Here is a 15,831-nt window from a genome sequence, read left to right as displayed (position 1 = left end):
GGGGCTGATCCCGGGACGATCCCCGACCGGAGCCGGCGTCCGCTGGGAATGCGGGCCGCCGGCCCGGCGCTGGAGAAAAGCAGGTGCCGGCGCGCGGCGGCGCGGGCACAATGCTGCCCTGAGGGGCTGCCTCGGAAGAGCTGCCTCGAAGACAACGCCGCGCGAAGGCGGCCGCCGCGGTCCGGGCCGGAGTGCGGCCGCGCTCGTAGCGTGGCCCGTGCCCAGCTCGACCGGGGTACCCACGAACCGACGACCGCCCGGGAATACGCCGTCTGTGATCTCTCCTGCTGAAACGCCGCCGCCGGCACCGCCGCCGCTGGCCGAGCTGCGTGCCTGCCTGCCCCAGCTCATGGCGCGCGACGCCCACCGCCTGAGCCGGCACCTCGACCGGGCCCGCCGGATGCGCGACCCGGCGGCGCGCGACTCCTCGATCGCGCGGCTGGCGGCGGACGTCGAGACCGCCCGGCTGCGGGTGGAGACGCGCCGGGCCAGCGTCCCGGTGATCGGCTACCCGGAGGAGCTGCCGGTCAGCCAGCGCCGGGACGAGATCCTGGCCGCCATCCGGGACAACCAGGTCGTGGTGATCGCCGGCGAGACCGGTTCGGGCAAGACCACGCAGCTCCCCAAGCTGTGCCTGGAGCTGGGCCGGGGCGTGCGCGGCATGATCGGGCACACCCAGCCGCGGCGGATCGCCGCGCGCACCGTGGCGGAACGGATCGCCGAGGAGCTCGGCAGCGTGATCCCCGAGACCGGCCGTGACCGGGCCCAGGCCGGCCCGAACGGCAGCGGAGGCGGAGGCGGGAACGGCAGCGGGGGCGGGCTGGTCGGCTACCAGATGCGCTTCACCGACCGGGTCGGCCCGTCCACGCTGATCAAGCTGATGACGGATGGCATCCTGCTCAACGAGCTGACCGCCGACCGGCTGCTCCGCCAGTACGACACCCTGATCATCGACGAGGCGCACGAGCGCAGCCTCAACATCGACTTCATTCTCGGCTACCTGCACGGGCTGCTCCCCCGCCGCCCGGACCTCAAGGTGGTCATCACCTCGGCGACGATCGACCCGCACCGGTTCGCCCGCCACTTCCACGACGCGCCGGTGATCGAGGTTTCCGGCCGCACCTACCCGGTCGAGACCCGCTACCGCCCTCTGATCGACACCGGGCCGGGCGTCGATGCCGACTCCGAGGCTGACGCATACGCCGACGCCGACGCGGATGCCGGCACCGCGGCACGGAGCGAACCACGAGCCGGTGGTCGCAAGGGAGCCGGCGGCGACGGCCGAAGAGGCAACAGCGAGGCCCGGCGAGGAGCCGGTGGCGACGCCCGAACCGGGGCGGGCGCCGACACCGAGCGCGACCAGGTCTCGGCGATCTGCGACGCGGTGGACGAGCTGTGCGCCGAGGGGCCGGGCGACATCCTGGTGTTCCTCAGCGGAGAGCGCGAGATCCGCGACACGGCCGACGCGCTGGCCCGCCGCGACCTCCCGATGACCGAGATCGTCCCGCTCTACGCCCGACTGTCCTCGGCCGAGCAGCACCGGGTCTTCGCCCCGCACACCGGACGCCGGATCGTGCTGGCCACCAACGTCGCCGAGACGTCGCTGACCGTCCCGGGCATCCGCTACGTGATCGACCCGGGGCTGGCGCGCATCTCCCGGTACAGCCATCGGACGAAGGTGCAGCGCCTGCCGATCGAGCCGGTCTCGCAGGCCTCGGCCAACCAGCGGGCCGGCCGGTGCGGCCGGACGTCCGACGGGATCTGCATCCGGCTGTACTCGGAGGAGGACTTCGCCGGCCGGCCGGCCTTCACCGATCCCGAGATCCTGCGCACCAACCTGGCCTCGGTGATCCTGCAGATGGAGGCGCTCGGCCTCGGCGAGATGGCGGACTTCCCGTTCCTCGATCCGCCGGAGTCGCGCCAGGTCACCGACGGCATGCGGCTGCTGACCGAGCTGGGTGCCTTCATCGAGGACGCCGAGCCCGGCAAACGGCTGACCCCGATCGGGCGCAGTCTCGCCCAGCTGCCGGTGGATCCCCGGCTGGCCCGGATGGTGCTCGCGGCCGGCGAGCTGGGCTGCCTGTCCGAGGTGCTCGTGATCGCCTCCGCGCTGGCCATCCAGGACCCGCGGGAGCGGCCCGTCGAGCACCGGGCCGCCGCCGACGAGCGGCACGCCCGGTTCACCGATCCGACGTCGGACTTCCTGTCGATCCTGAACCTGTGGCGGCACCTGCGCACCGCGCGCGAGGAGCGGTCGTCCAACCAGTTCCGGCGGATGTGCCGCACCGAGTTCCTGAACTACCTGCGGATCCGGGAGTGGCAGGACGTCCACGGCCAGCTGCGCGCGATCGCCCGGAGCCTGGGGCTGGAGCCGAACGACAGCCCGGCCGACGCCCGGTCGGTGCACCAGGCGCTGCTCACCGGGCTGCTCTCCCACCTCGGCCGCTACGAGCCGGAGAAGAAGGACTATCTCGGGGCCCGGGGCGCCCGCTTCGCGATCTTCCCCGGTTCCGGGCTGGCGCGGCGGAGGCCGGCGCGGCCCGAAGCCGGCGACGCGGGCCGGGGCGCACCGGCGGAAGCGGACGCGGAGGCCGGAGGGCGGCGCGGGCCGGGCATCCCGACCTGGGTCGTCGCGGCCGAGCTGGTCGAGACGTCCCGGCTGTGGGCGCGGACCGTGGCGCGGGTGGAACCCGAGTGGGTCGAGCCGCTCGCCGAGCACCTGCTGCGGCATACCTACAGCGAGCCGCACTGGTCCCGCAAGCAGGCCGCGGCGCTGGCCTACGAGAAGGTCACGCTGTACGGGATCCCGCTGGTGACGTCGCGGCTGGTCCAGTACGGCCGGATCGACCCGGTCGTCAGCCGGGACCTGTTCATCCGGCACGCGCTCGTCGAGGGCGACTGGAACACCCGGCACGCCTTCTTCCACGCGAACCGGGAGCTGCTCTCCGGGGTCGAGGAGTTGGAGCACCGGGCCCGCCGCCGCGACATCCTCGTCGACGACGAGACGCTGTTCGAGTTCTACGACCAGCGCATACCCGCCGACGTCGTCTCCGGCCGCCATTTCGACACCTGGTGGAAGGCGACCCGCCGCACCGAGCCGGACCTGCTCGACTTCTCCGCGTCGATGCTGGTCAACGACCACGCGGGCGCGATCCGCCAGCAGGACTACCCCGACGCCTGGGTCGCCGACGGCGTCGAGCTGGCGCTCACCTACCAGTTCACGCCCGGGGAGGCCGCCGACGGGGTGACCGTACGGGTGCCGCTGCCGGTCCTCGGCACGCTGCGCGCGGAGCCGTTCACCTGGCAGGTGCCCGGGCTGCGGGAGGAGCTCGTCACCGCGCTGATCCGTGCGCTGCCCAAGGTGGTGCGGCGCGGCTTCGTCCCGGCGCCGAACTACGCCCGCGCCGTCCTGGACCGCCTGACCTCCGACGACGGCCCGGCCCCCGGCGGTCCCCCGGCCGAGGGCGGCGGACCGCCGGCCGACGACCGCCCGCTGGCCGACGCCGTCGCCGGTGAGCTGCACCGGATGAGCGGCTCGGCGCTCCCCTCGGGGGTCTGGGCGCCGCCGCGGCTGGCCGAGCTGCTGCCGCCGCACCTGCGGATGACCTTTCGGGTCGTCGACGACGGCGGGGCGACGCTCGCGGAGGGCAAGGACCTGGCCGAGCTGCGGGCCCGGCTACGGCCCCGGACGAAGGCGGTCGTCTCGGCCGCGGCCGCCGGCGTGGAACGCTCGGGCCTGCGCACCTGGGACGTCGGCACGCTGCCCGCGGTGATCGAGCGCAGCCGCGGCGGGCATGTCGTGCGCGCCCACCCGGCTCTGGTCGACGAGGGCGACTCGGTCGCGGTCCGGGTCTTCGACGACCGGGAGGAGGCCGACCGCGCGATGTGGGCCGGCACCCGCCGGCTGCTGCTGCTCAACGTCGCCTCCCCCGTCCGGGGGATCATCGGCCGGCTGCCGAACGCGGCGAAGCTGGCCCTGAGCAACAACCCGCACCGCGACGTCACCGACCTGCTGGACGACTGCGTCGCCGCCGCCGTGGACACGCTGCTGCGCCGCGCCGGCGGGCCCGCCCGGGACGAGGCGGGTTTCGCCGCGCTACTCGAGACGGTGCGCGCGGACCTGGCGGACACCGCGTGGTCGGTGGTCCGCGGCACCGAGCGCGTGCTGGCCGCCGCCCACGAGATCAGCCTCGGGGTGCGGGCGCTGGGCAGCCCGGCGCTGCTGGTGACCGCGACCGACCTGCGTGCCCAGCTCGACACACTGATCCACCGGGGCTTCGTGACCGAGACGGGCGCCGAGCGCCTGCCCGATCTGGAGCGCTACCTCACCGCCGCCCGGCGGCGCCTGGACCGGCTGCCCGCCGACGCCGCCCGGGACCGCCAGCTCACCCTCCGGGTGCGTAAAGTCGTCGAGGCCTTCAACGAGCTGATCGACGAGGTGGGCCCGGCTCGCGCCGGGTCCGAACCGGTCCAGGCGATCCGCTGGATGATCGAGGAGCTGCGGGTCAGCCTGTTCGCCCAGGCGCTGCGCACGCCGTACCCGGTCTCCGAGGAGCGCGTCTACCGGGCGATCGACCGGCTCCGCCCCGGCTGACCTCGCCACGCGCCGGGCCCGTCACCCGCCGGCTGTCACCCACCGGAGGGCACCTGCGGCCGGCGCACGTCGGCCGGCCCGCACGGACGGCAGCCGCCATGGCACCCTCGGCAGGCACCCGCTGGTGGCGGCTCGCGCGCGGGAGGACACCGCCGGTGAGACGCCTCGCCCAGGGAACGACCGGCCGTCGGCGCCCACTACGATGACACCCCCGGCGAGAAGCCTCTGTCGATCACAGCAACGTACGAACATCTCCCGGATCCACCCGATCTCACCTCCTCGTGAGCAGGGTCGTTCTTCTTGTCTTCGGTGGCCTCAGGTCGCGCTGGGCCGGGCGTTGGGGGTGCGGTGACGGCCGGCGGCAGGCTCCTGGCGGTGCTGCTCGTGATCGTCGGCATCCCGCTGGCCGCCGTGCCGGTGGCCCTGATGTACGGCGGTGGATCACCTCCTGCGGCTACGGCGCCTGCCCCCGCACGGCCGGCCGCGACGTCCGCGTCCCCGTCACCGGCCGCTGCGTCCACCATGCACCGGGCCACCGACAGAACTGGCGACCGGACCGCGAGCGATGCCACCGACGCGGGCCCGGTGTACACCAAGGAGATCGCGCTCCGGTCGGGGCGCAGCTACGACCTGCACACCACCGTCCGTTCCGGGGCGCCCAGGCCGCTCGTCGTCCTGCTGCACGCCTACGCCCACACCGCGGCCGACATGCGCGACATCAGCGGGGCCACCCCGTTCGCCGACGAGCACGGGTTCGTGCTCGCCTACGGGCACGCCGTGGACGGATCGTGGAACGCCGGCACCTGCTGCGCCGGGACGAATGGGCAGGACGACATCGCCTACCTACGCGAACTCGTGGCCGACGTGGCCCGGCGGACCCCGGTGGACCGCAGCCGCGTCTATGTCTGGGGCTACTCCAACGGCGGGATGCTGGCGGCCCGCGCCGTCTGCGAGGCACCGGACGTGTTCGCGGCGGCCGGTGTTGTCGCGGGCCACCTGCTCGTGCCCTGCGACCAGGCACGCATCCGGATGATGCACATCCACGGTACGGCGGACACCACCGTGCCGTGGCGCGGCGGCTGGTCGGACTACGTCCATGTCACATTCCCGGACGCGCGCACCGAGTCGGAGCGGGTCACCAGCTCGTCGACGGTGGTGGGCATCCCCTGGGACGGCGGACACGCCTGGCCGTGGTGGGCCACGGGCACCCTGTGGGGGTTCTCCCAGCAGTGGTCCGGGACGACGGCACTCCCCAGCACCCGCTGACCCCCGCGTCTGCTGCCACCGGAAGCCAGGCCACCGCTCGGGATCATCCCGGCGTGAGCCCCCGCGTGGGCTCTGTTGTCCGTTTCTCCGCGCGAGCCCCGGCGGCCCGCAGCCGGGCGGCGGCGTCCTCCGGGGTGATGTCGCGTAGCACGCCTGCGAACATCTCGTAGCCCACCAGGTGCTTGCGGACGGTCGGTGACCGCAGCAGCGGCGGGTGGAAGTGGGCATGCAGCTGCCAGTGCGCGGGCACCGGCGCGTCGGGATCCGGGCGCGCGCCGGGCGCCGCGTGCCAGCCCATCGAGTAGGGGAAGGGCGAGTCGAACAGCGCGTCGTAGCAGCTGAGCAGGGACCGCAGCGCCTGTGCCAGCGCGTCGCGCTCGGCGTCGGTCAGGTGCTGGAGCAGGCCGACCGGGCGGCGCGGGAGCACCAGCGTCTCGAACGGCCAGAACGCCCAGTAGGGGACGACGACGAGCCAGTGGTCGTTCGCCACGACCACCCGGCTCGCGGACCGGCCGGGGCCGTCCACGCCGTCAGCGGCCTTGCCGTTGGTGGCCTTGCCAGCAGCGGCTCTGCTGGCGGCGGCGGTGCTGGCGCCGTCATCCGCGGCGGCGAGCTCAGCCTCCAGCGCCGCGTAGTCGACCAGCAGCGAGGTGCCCCTGGACCGCAGATGGTCGCGCTGGGTGCGGTCCTCGACCGCGGCGAGGTCGGGCAGGAACGACGACGCCCAGATCTGCCCGTGCGGGTGCGGGCTGGACGCCCCCATCGCGGCGCCGCGGTTCTCGAAGATCTGCACCCAGTTCCAGGTCCGGCCGAGCTCACGCTCCTGGTCGGCCCAGGTGTCGACCACCGCCCGCACCCGGTCGAGCCCCAGGCTCGCCAGTGACTGGTCGTGGCCCGGGTCGAAGCAGACGACGCGGCACGTGCCGATGCCCGGCTCGGCGTGCAGCAGCCCCGCCGCCCGCGCATCCAGCCCGGACGGATCAGCAAACACCGCCTGATCGGGAGACACCGCCTGATCGGGGGACGCGGCCAGGTCCGCGGGCTCGGGGCGCAGCGCCGGGAAGTCGTTGTCGAACACGTAAACGCCGTCGTAGTCGGGATTCGCCTTGCCGGAGGCGCGCACGTTTCCCGGGCAGAGATGGCATTCGGGGTCGTAGGTCCCCACGGCGGTGGCGACCGCTTCCTGGCCGCCGCGCCACGGACGCGCCACCCGGCCCGCCGAGACGATGATCCAGCGATCGCCCAGCGGATCGTGCCGCCGGTGCGCCGCGGGCCCGGCCGCAGCCTGCCCGTTCGGCGAGGGCGTCTCGCCGCGCCGGTCGCAGTCGCCCCCCGGCCCGGGCTGATCGTCCGGACCAGGACCGTCATCGGACGGGAAAACCGAGACCAGCACGGACGAACCGTATCAACGCCCCACCGGCGCCTCCGGCGCCAGAGACATGCGTCACCGCCGCCGGCGGACGACCCGCCACCGGCCCCGCCACTACTAGCAGTGTCATCGTCATCACTTTAGGGTCGGGTCGCTGACCGCAGTGAGGAGGCGACAACCGTGGACCGCCGCGCCGTGCTGCGCCTGGCGCTCGCGAGCGCCGGGGTGGCCGCTCTGTCCGGAGCGAGCTGGGCACCCGCGCTCGCCGCCACCGCCCGACCGGGCGAGGGCCCCTATGGCCTCCCTCAGGCACCTGACGCCAACGGGGTCGCCCTGCCCCGCGGGTTCACCAGCCGGGTGGTCGCCCGTTCGCGCCAGGTCGTCCCCGGCACGGATCTTCAGTGGCACGACGCCCCGGACGGCGGCGCCTGCTTCCCCGCCGGAACGGGTTGGACCTATGTCTCCAACTCCGAGACGGCGTGGCGCGGGGGCGCCTCTGCGCTGCGCTTCGACGCCACCGGCACGATCGTCTCGGCCAGCAGGATCCTGCGGCGCACCTCGGCCAACTGCTCGGGCGGGGCGACGCCGTGGGGCACCTGGCTCTCCTGCGAGGAGCACGCGTTCGGGCGGGTGCACGAGACATGGCCGGACGGCCGCCGGGACGCGGTGGCACGCCCCGCGATGGGGCGGTTCACCCACGAGGCGGCCGCCTGCGACCCCGACCGCCAGGTCGTCTACCTCACCGAGGACCGCCGTGACGGCTGCTTCTACCGCTTCCGCCCGGCCCGGTGGGGCGATCTGTCCGCGGGCGTCCTGGAGGTGCTGGTCGCACCCGAGGACACCGAGTCCGGTCCGGTGCGCTGGGCGCGGGTCCCCGACCCGGACGGCCTCCCGCGGTCGACCCGCAGGCAGGTCTCCGACGCCCGCGCCTTCGACGGCGGCGAGGGCTGCCACTACGTGGCGGGCACCTGCTTCTTCACCACCAAGGGCGACAACCGGGTCTGGGCCTACGACGCGGTCGGCGAGCGGATCTCCGTGCTCTACGACCCCGAGCGGGTCCCGCGCGGCGGAACGCGGATGACGGGCCCGGACAACATCACCGGATCGGCCGCCGGCGACCTGTTCATCGCCGAGGACAACCCCGGGCCGGCACTGCACATGATCACAAGTGCCGGCGTCCTCTCCCGCTTCCTGCACCTGCCGGACCACCGCGCCTCCGAGATCACCGGCCCGGCCTTCAGTCCCGACGGGCGCCGGCTGTACTTCTCCTCCCAACGGGGGAAGGACGGGCGCGGCCGGACCGGGATGACCTTCGAGGTGTCCGGCCCGTTCCGGCGGTGAGCCGCCCGCGCTAGCTCTACCTGACTTCAGGTTCAGGTAGTACCGTCGGGCGATGCGCTCCACGGATCTGCTGACCCTCGGCGAGGTCGTGCACCGCAGCGGGTTCACCCCGTCCGCGCTGCGCTTCTACGAGCGGGAGGGCCTGCTCACCGCGAGCCGGACCAGCGGCGGCCAGCGGCGCTACGCCCGCCACGTGCTGCGCCGACTGGCGTTCATCCGGGCCGCGCGCAACATCGGCCTGAGCCTGGAGGAGGTCCGGGAGGCGCTGCGGCGGCTTCCCGACGAGCGGACCCCGACCCGCGCGGACTGGACGGCGATCTCACGCGACTGGCGTATCCGCCTCGACGAGCAGATCGAGGCGCTGGAGCGGCTGCGTGACGGTCTCGACTCGTGCATCGGCTGCGGCTGTCTGTCGTTGCAGCACTGTCACATGTCCAACCCCGACGACCGGGTCGCCGCCTTCGGTCCGGGCGCGGTGGCGCTGCCGGCTGCGCTGCGGCGCGGCCCGGACCACTCCTGACACGCCGACCACCCGTGACACGCCGACCGGCCACCATCCGTCGCATCTGACCTGGTCTTTGCGGTAATGAGATGAGAAGTCATTCAACACATCCGACCGATGTCCGGCGCTGGGCGCCCGGGCCTCGGCGGGGGCCCGGTCTCGGGCGGTCGCCGGTCGCGGACCGGGGCGCCGCACCGCGCCGGTCCACCGGGGAACCGCACGAGGTCTGGTGAGGAGGAGTCGATGGACGACGTGCACGGCGCGTTCACGACGAACGGCGAGGGGCACAACTCCGAGGGCCTGCTGGCCCGGCGCCGGGTACGACCGGGTCAGGATCTACCGGCCCGGTCGGGGGGTGACCCGCTGGGCGGCCTGGGCGGGCTCGACGCGCTCAGTGGGCTGACCGGGTTCGCGGGCCCGACCGTCCGGAACGAGCGGCGGCGCCGCCCGACCATCGTCGGCATCGGGGGGACGACCCGGCCGGAGTCGACGACGCTGCACGCGCTGAGCACCGTCCTGCGGACGATGGCCGGCGCGGGAGCGGAGACCGTCCTGCTCAGCTCGGCCGACCTGGACCTGCCGATGTACGTCCCGGAACAGCGGGAGCGGACGCCGGCGGCCCAGCGGCTGATCAGTGAGGTGGCCCGGGCGGACGGCCTCGTCATCGCCACTCCGGGCTACCACGGCGGCATGTCGGGCCTGGTCAAGAACGCCCTGGACTATCTGGAGGACCTCCGGGACGCGCCCCGCCCCTATCTCGACGGGCGTGCGGTCGGGCTCATCGTCTGCGCGGACGGCCCGCAGACCGCAGGCACCGCGCTCGCGACGCTGCGCTCGTCCGTCCACGCCCTGCGCGGCTGGCCGACCCCGCTCGGCGTCTCGATCGACACCTCGACGCCGCCCTTCGGCCCGGACGGCAAGGTGGTCGACCAGCGGACGGCGAGCCACCTGGAGACACTGACCGACCACGTCATGGGCTTCGCCTACGCGTGGTCCCAGGTGATCTGACATCAATCCGAGCGGCGTCCCAGATGATCTGAGCGGCGCCGGCCGGCGACACCTTCCGGCACCCGCGCCCTGACCTTCGGGCACCACGTCCGGCCTGGTCAGGGCGAATGTGCGCGGTCTCGCCATGCCCTGTGACGCCACGACCCGCGACGCTGCGTAGCGTCACCCCGGAGGCACACTGGGAGATTCCCGACTCACCCTGCCGTAGGGATCGCGTACGGACGGGTCTACCGTGGCGAGGCCTGTGGCGCCGCGCGGGCGGACGACCCCGCCGCGCCGCCGGCACGCCAGGAGTATTCAGGAGGGACGAACCGGTGAGACGACGTCTGGGTCTGCGGCTCGGGGCCGCCTTCGCCGGGGCCGCGCTGGCGCTCGCCGCGTGCGGCGGCGGCGACGGCGAGCAGGGCGGTGGCACGGCCACCAGCTCCGGCGAACCGGTCAAGCTGATGATCATCGCGCCGGTCGGCACCACCGGGGCCAACCATCCCGAGATGGTGGCGGCGGTCCGGGCCGCCGCCCGCGGTGTCAACGAGCGTGGCGGCATCAAGGGCCATCCGGTCGAGATCCTGCACTGCAACGAGAAGAACGACCCCACCGCGGCGAAGGAATGCGCCCAGAAGGCGGTGGACGAGCACGTTCTGGCCGTGGTCTCCACCGTCAACGGCTCGGGCGGGATCATGCCGATCCTCGAGGAGGCCGGCATCCCGGCGATCGGGTCGGCCGGGATCGCGGCGGACGGCTCCGAGCTCAGCTCGGACGTCAGCTTCGTCGTCAGCCCACTCACCTTCTACCCGGCCGTCTGCCCGTCGCTGCTACGCAAGGCCGGGGCGTCCAAGGTCGGGCTGGTCGGCTACGACCTGAGCGCGAGTGACCGCCTGATCACGATGGCCCAGGCCGGCGGGCGCGCGGCCGGGGCGCCGATCAATCCCGAGCTGCGCATCCCGATCACCAGCAGCGACCTCACCCCGACCGTCGCGCAGCTGAGCAGGGCGGGTGCGGACGGCGCCGTCCTGGTGGTGTTCGACCAGGCCGCCTACGCGGTCATCGGCGGCGGCGACCCGAACCTGCGCACCTGCCACGCGGCCGGCACCCTCTCCAAGGAGTACCTCGCCACGCTCGGGCCGGCCGCCGACAACCTCGTCGTCGCCAGCGCGTTCCCCGAGCTCAGCCAGGCCGCCGAGTTCCCCGAGCTCAAACGGATGATCTCCGAAATGGACGCCGAGGCGGCTGGGGGCGATGCCGACGCGCGCGCCGAGCTCCGGGATTCCACGGAGACCACCGGGGCGTGGCTGTCCGTCCAGATCGCCGAGAAGGTCGGCAACTCCGTCTCGGGCGACCTGACGACGAAGAGCCTGCTCGAGCAGCTCCGCGCGACCAAGGGCCTCGACCTCGGCGTGATCCCGCCGCTGGACTTCACCACGCCCAACCCCATCCCGGGTGTGGAGCGCGTCTTCAACACGACGATGCGCGGTGCCCGCTGGAACAGCGCCCAGCACACCTTCGTCCCGCTCGGGCCGGAAACCTACGAGGCGCTCGGCCTGCTGACCCGCGGCGCTTCCTGACCCGACGGCCTGGCGCGCGGGCCCAGCCGGCCCGCGCGCCGGGCGACGACCTCCGGGTGGCGTCAGGCCAGGGGCAGGTAGGCGCCGAGGAGCAGGTCGGGATCCGCCCGCACCCCGGCCGCCGGGCCCGACCACGCGACCTGGCCATGCCGCAGGACGATCACCCGGTCGGCCACCGCCAGCGCGCTGCGCACATGCTGCTCGACGAGGAGCACGGCGAGACCACCGTCGGCCGCGGCCCGGACGGCGCCGAGCAGCCGTTCGACCAGCTGGGGCGCGAGGCCGAGCGAGAGCTCGTCGGCGAGCAGCGCCGCGGGCCGGCGCGCGAGGGCCCGGGCGAGCGCGACCATCTGCTGCTGACCACCGGAGAGCAGGCCCGCCCGCCGGTCGAGATGCCCGGCCAGCTCGGGGAACGTCTCCAGGGCCACGCCGGTGTCGGCGCGGCCGAGCCGCAGGTTCTCCCGCACCGTCAGATCCATGATCACGGACCTGTCCTCGGGGACGAAGGCCAGCCCGGCGCGGGCACGCTGGTGCAACGGGGCGGTCGTCACCCGGCCGTTCCACGAGACGGTGCCGCCGCTGGGCGACAGCGCCCCGCTCAGCGCGAGCAGCGTCGTCGTCTTGCCGGCGCCGTTCGGCCCGAGCAGGGTGACCACCTCCCCCGGCCGCAGGTCCAGGTCGAGCCCGCGGACCACCGGCCCGCCCTCGCCGTAGCCGGCCGACAGCCCGCGCGCGCTGAGCACCGGCGCGGCAGGCCCCGTCCTGGGCCGCGGCACACCGGGGGCCGGGGGGTTCGTGCTCACCGGCTAACCGCGCCGGCCGAGCCGGCCGCCGGTGTGCGGCCGGCGCCGGTCGCCGCGCCCAGGTAGGCCCGGCGCACCCGCGGGTCGACCCGGACCTGACCCGGGGTGCCCTGCGCGATCACCTCACCGCCGTCGAGAACGACCACCTGGTCGCAGATCCGCATCACCACGTCCATGTCATGCTCGTTGAGCAGGATTCCCAGCCCCCAGTTGTCCGCCAGCCGCCGCAGCAGCGTGGCCACCCCGGCGCTCTCGTTCTCGTCGAGCCCCGCGCACGGCTCGTCCAGCAGCAGCACGGACGGGCAGGTCGCCACCGCGCGGGCGATCGCCAGCAGCCGGCGGCGGCCGTAGGAGAGCTCCGAGACCGTGCGGAGCAGGTCGTCGCGCAGACCGAAGGCCTCCACGGCGGCGGCGGCCGCGGCGGGCAGCGGCCGGGAGCGCGGCAGCACCAGGTCACCGGCGTAGGCACGGGCGTCCCGCGGGTCGCAGGCGGCCTGGATGTTCTCGATGACCGTGAGATCCTCGAAAAGCTCGAGGTTCTGGAACGACCGGCTGATCCCGGCACGGGCACGCAGGTGGGCCGGCAGCCGGTCGAGCCGGGTGTCGCCGAGCATCAGGGACCGCGAGACGGACGAGGTGTAGCCGGTGATCGCGTCGATCACCGTCGTCTTGCCCGCACCGTTCGGGCCGATGACGCCGACGACCCGTCCCGGCTCGACCCGCAGGTCGACCGAGCGGACCGCAGCCACCGGCCCGAAGCTCACCGACAGTCCCCAGACCGACAGCGTGGCCGGCCGGGCCGGGTAGGCGACCGTGCCGACCCGGCGGATCGGTCCCGTCGCCGGGCCCGCCGCTGCGGCGGGGGCGGAGGCGTTGGCGGCGTTGACGGCGGGGGCGTTGGCGGCGGGGGCGCTGGCGGCGGGGACGCTGGGGGCGCTGGTCGCGGCGCTCAGGGAAGCGGTGCCGTTGGTGGCGTTCGGGGTGGCGAGAGTTGGTTCGCGGGTCGGAGCGGGGCCGAGCAGGCGGGCGACCCGGGCCGCGTCGGCGGCCATCCGCCGCTCGACGGCCTTCGGGAAGCGGCGCTCCAGGATCCGGCGGGCGGTACGGGCGTTCTCCGGCGCCATCCCACCACCGGACCGGGAGAGGACCGTGACCAGCACCAGGCCGCCGATCAGCGGGACGTAGCGGTCAAGGTCGGCCAGCCAGTCGACGACCCTGCCCCCGCCCGCGAAGGCGGCTGCGGCGAAGGCCGCGGTCACCACCCACGGCGCCGCCCGCCGCAGGTGCGCGGCCCGCACCGTGCCCGGCGCCGTCCCGCCTGCGGCCGGCGCTGTCGGCCCCGTACCTGGTGGCACGACGGCGCGGCCGACCGCGAGGCCCAGCAGGCCGGCGGCCGCGGCGAAGAGCAGGCGCAGCAGCAGGCCGAGCTGGCCGAGGACGCTGCCGACCCAGGCCCCGGCTCTCGTCGCCAGCGCCTCGGCGGCCATCGTCGCGCCGGCGAAGGAACCGCTGATCCAGCCGACTCCCCCGACGACCGCGTAGGCGATCAGCAGGATCGAGGCGAACGGCGAGAACAGGCCGCCGCCGTAGTCGATGTTGCCGCGTTCGCCGTAGGTGTAGAACGCGTACAGCACCCCCCCGAAGCCGGCGATCGCGGCGGACAGCGCGAAGGCGTAAAGCTTCGCCCCGACCACGCTGATGCCCAGCGCCGCCGCGGCCCGCTCGTTCGTCCGGACGGCGATCAGCCGCCGTCCCGCGCGCCCCCGCCGCAGGTTCGCCACGGCCAGCCCGAGCAGGACGAACGTGAGCAGCGACAGGGTCGCGAACCCGCGCGGGTGCGTCACCTTGTCCAGACTGATCCCGAACAGGGTCGCGTCGCCGACCTCCGTCCCCTCGAGCGTGCCGAGATCACCGAAGAGGGCACCGAGCGGGCTTGCCGCCGGCGAGTGGTAACCGCGCTGGAACAGCAGCGCGTCCACGGCGGCACCGAGGCCGAGCGTCACGACGGCCAGTTGCAGGCCCCGGGTGCGCAGCGCCGGCAGCGCGAACAGCACGCCGACGACCGCCGTCCCGGCGACGCCCACCACGAGGGCAGCCTCCAGCGGCCAGCCCCGGGTGGCGACCAGCCGTCCGGCGATCAGTGCCGCGATCCCGGAGAAGGCGAGCTGCGCCAGCGAGAGCTGCCCGGTGAAGCCGACCAGCACCACGACCGACAGGATGATCGTCGCCCAGATGGCGTTCGCGTTCAGCGCGTTCACCCAGGACGCCGGCAGCAGCCACCACACGGCGACAAGCGCGCAGCCGACCGTGATCCCCAGCGCCCGCCAGTGCACCCGGCCGCTACCCAGCACCGGATGGCGCTCGGCGACATGGCCCCGGTCGGGAATGCCGCGCCCGCGCACCGCCAGGTAGAACACGATCACCGCGAGCGGGACGGCACGGTCGACACCCCGCCAGGCCGGATGGTCCGCGACCAGGTGGACCTGGGTCTCCAGCTCCACGACGCCCAGCGCCAGCGCCCCCACCAGCACCGCCGGCAGCGACCGGAACCGGGCGACCAGCGCCACCGCCAGCCCCGGGACGATCAGCAGCATCAGACCACCGGCCGACAACGGATTCTGCAGCGGCGCGAGCAGCACACCGCCCAGCCCCGCCAGCGCCGACCCGGCCAGCCACGCCCAGCTCGCCACCGCGTCCGGCGACCAGCCCAGCGACGCCGCGGCCTGCGGATTCTCCGTCACCGCGGTCGCCGCGAGCCCGAGCGTGGTGAACCGGAACACGGCCCACAGCCCCGCCACGACGGCAGCCACCACGGCGAGCCGCACCAGGACGTCCACCCCGACCGCGGTGTCGAACAGGGTCACCTTGCCGGTCGGCAGCACGGTGGGCGAACGCCGGACATCCCCGCCGTACATCAGGGTCAGCAGCGACTGGATGACGATCAGCAGGCCGAGCGTGGCCATCAGGCGCAGCACGGCCGTGGCCTGGCGCATCGGGCGGAGTACCAGCTGGTGGAACACCAGGCCGACCGCCATCGTCGACCCGACGGCGAGCACCGCCGCCGGCGCCGCGGGCAGACCCCACTCGTCGCGCGCCCCGTGGAACGCGTACGCGGCCCACGCCAGCAGCGCGCCCTGCGCCATGTTCAACACGCCGGCACCGCGCTGGATCACGACCACGCCGGTGGCGACGAGCGCGTACAGCGCGCCGGCACCCAGGCTCAACAGGGCGTAGCCCATGACGTCGTCCACGGCCGCCCACCTCACATGGCACCGGTGACCGGTGCCTGCCTGCGCTCGGGATGGTCACAGAGGACCCCCCGGAAGCCCGCGAGAAGATACGCGGAACCATACGACCACCGCGACAATACTGATCACGGTGACGGG

Annotated in this window: 9 protein-coding genes; 6 read left to right on the top strand and 3 right to left on the bottom strand. The window is 74.1% G+C overall.

Annotation, left to right across the window (positions count from 1 at the left end):
• Window positions 1–349: 349 nt before the first annotated feature.
• Together E0504_RS38850 and E0504_RS38845 are read left to right on the top strand one after the other, a co-directional pair.
• Entirely contained in the window at window positions 350–4,594 is a 4,245-nt protein-coding gene (locus E0504_RS38850) for a DUF3418 domain-containing protein (protein ID WP_165938753.1), read from the top strand.
• A gap of 348 nt (window positions 4,595–4,942) precedes the next feature.
• Entirely contained in the window at window positions 4,943–5,860 is a 918-nt protein-coding gene (locus E0504_RS38845; protein WP_112108258.1) for a PHB depolymerase family esterase, read from the top strand.
• A 43-nt stretch (window positions 5,861–5,903) separates the two neighbouring features.
• Here the strand turns inward: E0504_RS38845 and E0504_RS38840 are convergent, their stop codons facing one another.
• The gene (locus tag E0504_RS38840; RefSeq protein ID WP_112108257.1) at window positions 5,904–7,253 is read right to left on the bottom strand and encodes a UDP-glucose--hexose-1-phosphate uridylyltransferase; all 1,350 of its coding nucleotides are present in this window, start codon (window positions 7,251–7,253) and stop codon (window positions 5,904–5,906) included.
• A 156-nt stretch (window positions 7,254–7,409) separates the two neighbouring features.
• Between E0504_RS38840 and E0504_RS38835 the strand changes: the two genes are divergently transcribed.
• The 4 genes from E0504_RS38835 to E0504_RS38820 all read left to right on the top strand — a co-directional run bounded on the left by E0504_RS38835 (window position 7,410) and on the right by E0504_RS38820 (window position 11,642).
• A complete protein-coding gene (locus E0504_RS38835; RefSeq protein WP_131626858.1) occupies window positions 7,410–8,570 on the top strand; it encodes an alkaline phosphatase PhoX in 1,161 nt (386 codons plus the stop codon).
• Between the two features lie 52 nt (window positions 8,571–8,622).
• Window positions 8,623–9,090, top strand: coding sequence for a redox-sensitive transcriptional activator SoxR (gene soxR, locus E0504_RS38830; RefSeq protein ID WP_020458915.1), 468 nt, complete (start codon window positions 8,623–8,625; stop codon window positions 9,088–9,090).
• Between the two features lie 225 nt (window positions 9,091–9,315).
• Window positions 9,316–10,080, top strand: coding sequence for an NADPH-dependent FMN reductase (locus E0504_RS38825; protein WP_131626857.1), 765 nt, complete (start codon window positions 9,316–9,318; stop codon window positions 10,078–10,080).
• Between the two features lie 314 nt (window positions 10,081–10,394).
• Entirely contained in the window at window positions 10,395–11,642 is a 1,248-nt protein-coding gene (locus E0504_RS38820) for an ABC transporter substrate-binding protein (protein ID WP_071061284.1), read from the top strand.
• Window positions 11,643–11,704: 62 nt separating this feature from the next.
• Here E0504_RS38820 and E0504_RS38815 read toward each other — a convergent pair whose 3' ends face one another.
• Window positions 11,705–12,445, bottom strand: coding sequence for an ABC transporter ATP-binding protein (locus E0504_RS38815; RefSeq protein ID WP_071061286.1), 741 nt, complete (start codon window positions 12,443–12,445; stop codon window positions 11,705–11,707).
• Window positions 12,442–15,696, bottom strand: a complete 3,255-nt coding sequence (locus E0504_RS38810) for an ATP-binding cassette domain-containing protein (protein WP_131626856.1) — start codon at window positions 15,694–15,696, stop codon at window positions 12,442–12,444. Before E0504_RS38810 ends, E0504_RS38815 begins: the two co-directional genes overlap by 4 nt.
• Between the last annotated feature and the right edge of the window lie 135 nt (window positions 15,697–15,831).

Source organism: Parafrankia sp. BMG5.11 (assembly GCF_004337455.1).
The sequence above is the reverse complement of the archived record's forward strand: the minus strand, read 5'-3'. Positions and strand labels throughout refer to the sequence as shown.

Coding starts and splice junctions, on each gene's coding strand:
- E0504_RS38825 (WP_131626857.1), top strand. CDS start 9,316: ATGGACGACGTGCACGGCGCGTTCACGACGAACGGCGAGGGGCACAAC.
- E0504_RS38850 (WP_165938753.1), top strand. CDS start 350: ATGGCGCGCGACGCCCACCGCCTGAGCCGGCACCTCGACCGGGCCCGC.
- soxR (WP_020458915.1), top strand. CDS start 8,623: ATGCGCTCCACGGATCTGCTGACCCTCGGCGAGGTCGTGCACCGCAGC.